At 57.7% G+C, this 4,398-nt stretch carries 6 protein-coding genes; 4 read left to right on the top strand and 2 right to left on the bottom strand.

Annotated elements, in window-relative coordinates; translation table 11 throughout:
* The coding region (locus AC1DLB_RS22520) for a PA3611 family quorum-sensing-regulated virulence factor (RefSeq protein WP_477785673.1) at positions 1-271 on the bottom strand (271 nt) is incomplete at its 3' end.
* 189 nt (positions 272-460) lie between these two features.
* Between AC1DLB_RS22520 and AC1DLB_RS22515 the strand changes: the two genes are divergently transcribed.
* From AC1DLB_RS22515 to AC1DLB_RS22505, 3 genes are all read left to right on the top strand, one after another.
* Positions 461-1,219 (top strand): tRNA-uridine aminocarboxypropyltransferase, encoded by a 759-nt coding sequence (locus AC1DLB_RS22515; protein ID WP_018926955.1) that lies wholly within the window; start codon positions 461-463, stop codon positions 1,217-1,219.
* Between the two features lie 209 nt (positions 1,220-1,428).
* Positions 1,429-2,079: a response regulator transcription factor ErdR gene (gene erdR / locus AC1DLB_RS22510; RefSeq protein ID WP_018926954.1), complete on the top strand. Its 651-nt coding sequence runs from the start codon at positions 1,429-1,431 to the stop codon at positions 2,077-2,079.
* 75 nt (positions 2,080-2,154) lie between these two features.
* Positions 2,155-2,517, top strand: coding sequence for a diacylglycerol kinase (locus AC1DLB_RS22505; RefSeq protein WP_018926953.1), 363 nt, complete (start codon positions 2,155-2,157; stop codon positions 2,515-2,517).
* Here AC1DLB_RS22505 and AC1DLB_RS22500 read toward each other — a convergent pair.
* Positions 2,514-3,440 (bottom strand): LysR family transcriptional regulator, encoded by a 927-nt coding sequence (locus AC1DLB_RS22500; RefSeq protein ID WP_018926952.1) that lies wholly within the window; start codon positions 3,438-3,440, stop codon positions 2,514-2,516. The genes AC1DLB_RS22505 and AC1DLB_RS22500 overlap by 4 nt on opposite strands.
* Before the next feature lie 122 nt (positions 3,441-3,562).
* On the opposite strand from AC1DLB_RS22500, the gene fpr reads away from it, so the two are divergent.
* The gene (fpr, locus tag AC1DLB_RS22495) at positions 3,563-4,342 is read left to right on the top strand and encodes a ferredoxin-NADP reductase (protein ID WP_002554680.1); all 780 of its coding nucleotides are present in this window, start codon (positions 3,563-3,565) and stop codon (positions 4,340-4,342) included.
* Positions 4,343-4,398 lie beyond the last annotated feature (56 nt).

Genomic DNA, 4,398 nt, shown 5'->3' with positions numbered 1-4,398 from the left:
CGCCAAGCTGGAAGTACACCGCTTTGGGATCGGCGCGCATTTTTTCGGCGTGGCTGCTTTGCACGCTCAAGTGGTTGATCAGCACTTTTCCTTCGGCAGTGTAGCCCTGATCAAGAATGTCTTCGTTGATCGCCCGTGGAGTGCCAACGCTGCTTTGTACGGCGACGTTTCGCAGCTCTCTGTTGAGATTCTGCTCACTCAAGGATGCAGCCTGAGCGCTAAAGGACGACGCCAGCAAAATGGCAGCGGTGGGAACGATAAGGCGCAGCATGAAACTCTCCTGGTTCAGTGACTGGTGGTTCGACCAGGCACATGACTGTGCGTTCAGTGGCGGCGAATTATAGGGGAGGAGGTCTGAGCGGTACAGGCTTGCACCGGCTGCTCTGATAAACTGCCGCGACTTTTTGCCCTTGCGAGTGTTTTTCGTGTCGATTTTCCATCCACTACGGTGCTGCCTGCGATGAACCCTGTCACCCCGCGCTTTGCCGCAAACGCCGTCGCCCGCTTGCGCGATCAGCGAGAGGAGGAGGGCATCAAGCCGATTCAGGCCCGTGGCTGGAGAGCGCCGCGATGCCGTGATTGCCGCGTGATTGAAAGTCATTGCCTGTGTGCCTGGCGCCCGTCGGTCGAGGCCCGCTCGGGCGTGTGCCTGATCATGACCAACAAAGAAGTATTCAAGCCAAGTAACACCGGTTGGCTGATCGCTGATGTGGTGCGCGACAATCATGCATTCATCTGGTCGCGTACCGAGACTGATGAGCAACTGCTGGCGCTGTTGGCCGATCCGCAATGGCAACCGTACCTGGTGTTTCCGGGCGAATACGTCGAACCCGAGCGAGTTACCCACAGTGTCGCGGTCGATAGCACCAAGCGCCCGCTGTTCATTCTGCTGGACGCCACCTGGACCGAAGCCCGTAAGATCTTTCGCAAGAGCCCGTATTTTGATCGCTTGCCGATCTTGAGCCTGCTGCCCGAAAAACTGTCACGTTATCGACTGCGCCGCTCCACCCGTAGCGAACATTTATGCACCGCTGAAGTGGCTGCACTGTGTCTCGATCTGGCCGGTGATACCGAGGCTGCGTCAGCGCTGGACGCTTATTTTGACGTGTTCAGTCAGCATTATCTGGACGCGAAAAAACAGCTGGACATGAACCTCGCCACACCGGCCCACGCCGAGCTGATGCGGTTTGTTCATAACGACGTCCCCGCCATGTTCTGATTGTCGCCCATACTGCAAAGAACTGTACCGGTTATGTATCTTGACCACCCCGGTTTCGCTGGGCATGCTTGGCGCCGATTGGGGCGCGGCCATCGTTTGATACGCCGTATTTTTACGTGAATAGCCATGTGATTGGCGTTGAACGTGCCCTGTTGGTGCATCTGCGTGGCTGCACCTGGAGTTGTTTGAAAAACAGGATCATTTGAAAAATGGCCACATACGAAATCCTGATTGCCGATGACCACCCTCTTTTTCGTAGTGCCTTGCATCAAGCATTGACCCTGGGTCTGGGCCCGGATGTCCGGCTGGTGGAAGTGGCGAGCATTGCCGAGCTGGAAAGCCGTCTGACCGAAAAGGCCGATTGGGACCTGGTGTTGCTGGACCTGAACATGCCAGGGGCCTACGGTTTTTCCGGGCTGGTGCTGTTGCGCGGTCAGTACCCGCAGATTCCAGTGGTGATGGTGTCGGCGCAGGAAGAAGCGTCGATCATGGTGAAGTCCCGTGAATTCGGCGCCAGCGGTTTCATTCCCAAGTCCAGTGACTTGAGTGTCATTCAAAAAGCCGTACGCGCGGTGCTCGATGGTGATGTTTTCTGGCCGCCCCAGGCCTTCGAAGCCGTCAGCGTTTCCGACGAAGCCAAGGCTGCCAGTGAAGGCCTGGCCAGCCTGACGCCCCAGCAGTTCCGGGTGTTGACCATGGTCTGTGAAGGTTTGCTGAACAAGCAGATTGCTTACGAATTGAGCGTTTCCGAAGCGACGATCAAGGCCCACGTCACCGCGATTTTCCGTAAGCTGAATGTACGGACCCGGACTCAGGCGGCGCTGCTCTTGCAACAACTTGAGTCAATTTCGAGCCACTAAGGTGTTATGTATTCACGCTTTTTTGACTTTGCTTAATCTAGCTTTCCCACTCCTTTTTGGTCAGTTGCTTACTCTATGTCACCTTTCAAAGGCCAGACCGGCCTAAAACGCATCCTCAACGCCTCCGGCTATTCCTTTGACGGCCTGCGCGCGGCCTTCACTGGCGAGGCGGCCTTCCGGCAACTGGTGTTGCTCAATGCCATCCTGATTCCGCTGTCGTTCTTCCTGAATGTCAGCCGTGTCGAGCAGGCGCTGCTGATTGCAGTCTGCCTGTTGGCGCTGATCGTCGAATTGCTCAACTCGGCGGTCGAAGCGGCCATCGACCGCATTTCCCTGGAGCGGCACCCACTGTCCAAGAACGCCAAGGACATGGGCAGTGCCGCTCAACTCGTGGCATTGAGCATGATCGCGCTGGTATGGGCGGTGATCCTGCTTTAAGCGATGGCAGGCAGAACGATCTCGTCGCTGCGCTGAACCCCGGCGGTGAAGGCGCGGCACAGTTCGAGGAACTCGCGCATCGCCGAGGTCTGATATTTCTGTTTGTGCCAGATGAAATAGAACTGCCGCGCCAGGTCCAGATCCGGTGTTTCTACCGGCACCAGGCTGCCACGACGGAACGCATCGCGCAGCGCCAGGCGCGAAATGCAGCCAATCCCCAAACCCGATTCCACCGCGCGCTTGATCGCTTCGGTGTGTTCCAGTTCCAGGCGAATGTTTAGCGCGCTGCGGTGGTGACGCATGGCCTGGTCAAAGGTCAGCCGCGTGCCCGAGCCTTGTTCTCGGAGAATCCACGCCTCATGACTCAGCTCCTCCATAGTGGCAATACCGCGTTGAGCCAGCGGATGCTGGGGCGCGCAGAACACCACCAGTTCATCTTCGACCCAGCTCTGCACTTCGATGTCCGGATGGCTGCAGTCGCCTTCGATTAGACCCAGATCAATTTCATAGTGAGCCACCTGTTGCACGATGTTGGCGGTGTTCTGCACATGCAGCTTCACCTGGCTTTCCGGATGGCGCTGCATGAAGCTGCCGATCAGCAGGGTGGCCAGGTAATTGCCGATGGTCAGGGTCGCGCCGACCGCCAGGGAGCCGAAACCGGACTTGCCGTTGAGCAAGTCTTCGATTTCCTTGGCCTGATCGAGCAGGGCCACCGCTTGCGGCAATAGCTGTTTGCCGAGGGCGTTGAGGCTCAGCCGTTTGCCGGCGCGATCGAACAGCTGACAGCTGCACTGGCGCTCCAGCTCGGTGATCGAGGTGCTCGCCGCCGATTGCGAGAGGTTGAGCAGGCCCGCGGCACGGGATACGCTTTCCTGCTGGGCGACGGCGACGAATACTTGAAGTTGACGGAGAGTAAATCGCATATCGATATAACCGATAACCCTTATCTTAATAATCCATTTAACAGATATTGTCGCTGCCATTAGAATGCGATGCAATTGTGCACATCATTGGCGCAGGCAAAATCTCCAGGAGTCCCACGTACATGAGCAACATGAACCACGAGCGTGTCCTCAGTGTTCATCACTGGAACGACACTCTGTTCAGCTTCAAGTGCACCCGCGATCCGGGCCTGCGCTTCGAGAACGGTCAGTTCGTGATGATCGGCCTGCAACAGCCCAACGGCCGGCCGCTCATGCGCGCTTACTCGATTGCCAGCCCGAACTGGGAAGAGCATCTCGAGTTCTTCAGCATCAAAGTGCCTGATGGCCCGCTGACTTCCCAGTTGCAGCATCTGAAGGAAGGCGACGAGATCATCATCAGCAAGAAGCCTACCGGCACCCTGGTGCTGGATGACTTGAAGCCTGGCAAGCATTTGTACCTGCTCAGCACCGGTACCGGTCTGGCGCCGTTCATGAGCGTCATCCAGGACCCCGAAACCTACGAGCGTTTCGAAAAGGTGATCCTGTGCCACGGCGTGCGTTACGTCAACGAAGTCGCTTACCGCGAATTCATCACCGAGCACCTGCCGCAGAACGAGTTCTTCGGTGAGGCCCTGCGTGACAAGTTGATCTACTACCCGACCGTGACCCGCGAGCCGTTCGAAAACGAAGGCCGCCTGACCGACCTGATGCGCAGCGGCAAGCTGTTCAGCGACATCGGCCTGCCGCCGATCAACCCGCAGGACGACCGCGCCATGCTGTGCGGCAGCCCGAGCATGCTCGACGAGACCAGCGAAGTGTTGAACAGCTTCGGCCTGACTGTTTCGCCGCGGATGCGCGAGCCGGGTGATTACCTGATCGAGCGTGCGTTCGTCGAGAAGTGACCGWAGGTCACTTGTAGGAGCCGGCTTGCTGGCGCTGGCAAACTTCAAAGCGCTAT

The organism is Pseudomonas sp. 05N434 (assembly GCF_056396965.1).
The sequence above is the reverse complement of the archived record's forward strand: the minus strand, read 5'-3'. Positions and strand labels throughout refer to the sequence as shown.

Bases quoted from the DNA above. Each gene is read 5' to 3' on its own strand.
- AC1DLB_RS22515 (WP_018926955.1), top strand. From the start codon at position 461: ATGAACCCTGTCACCCCGCGCTTTGCCGCAAACGCCGTCGCCCGCTTG.
- erdR (WP_018926954.1), top strand. From the start codon at position 1,429: ATGGCCACATACGAAATCCTGATTGCCGATGACCACCCTCTTTTTCGT.
- AC1DLB_RS22505 (WP_018926953.1), top strand. From the start codon at position 2,155: ATGTCACCTTTCAAAGGCCAGACCGGCCTAAAACGCATCCTCAACGCC.
- AC1DLB_RS22500 (WP_018926952.1), bottom strand. From the start codon at position 3,440: ATGCGATTTACTCTCCGTCAACTTCAAGTATTCGTCGCCGTCGCCCAG.
- fpr (WP_002554680.1), top strand. From the start codon at position 3,563: ATGAGCAACATGAACCACGAGCGTGTCCTCAGTGTTCATCACTGGAAC.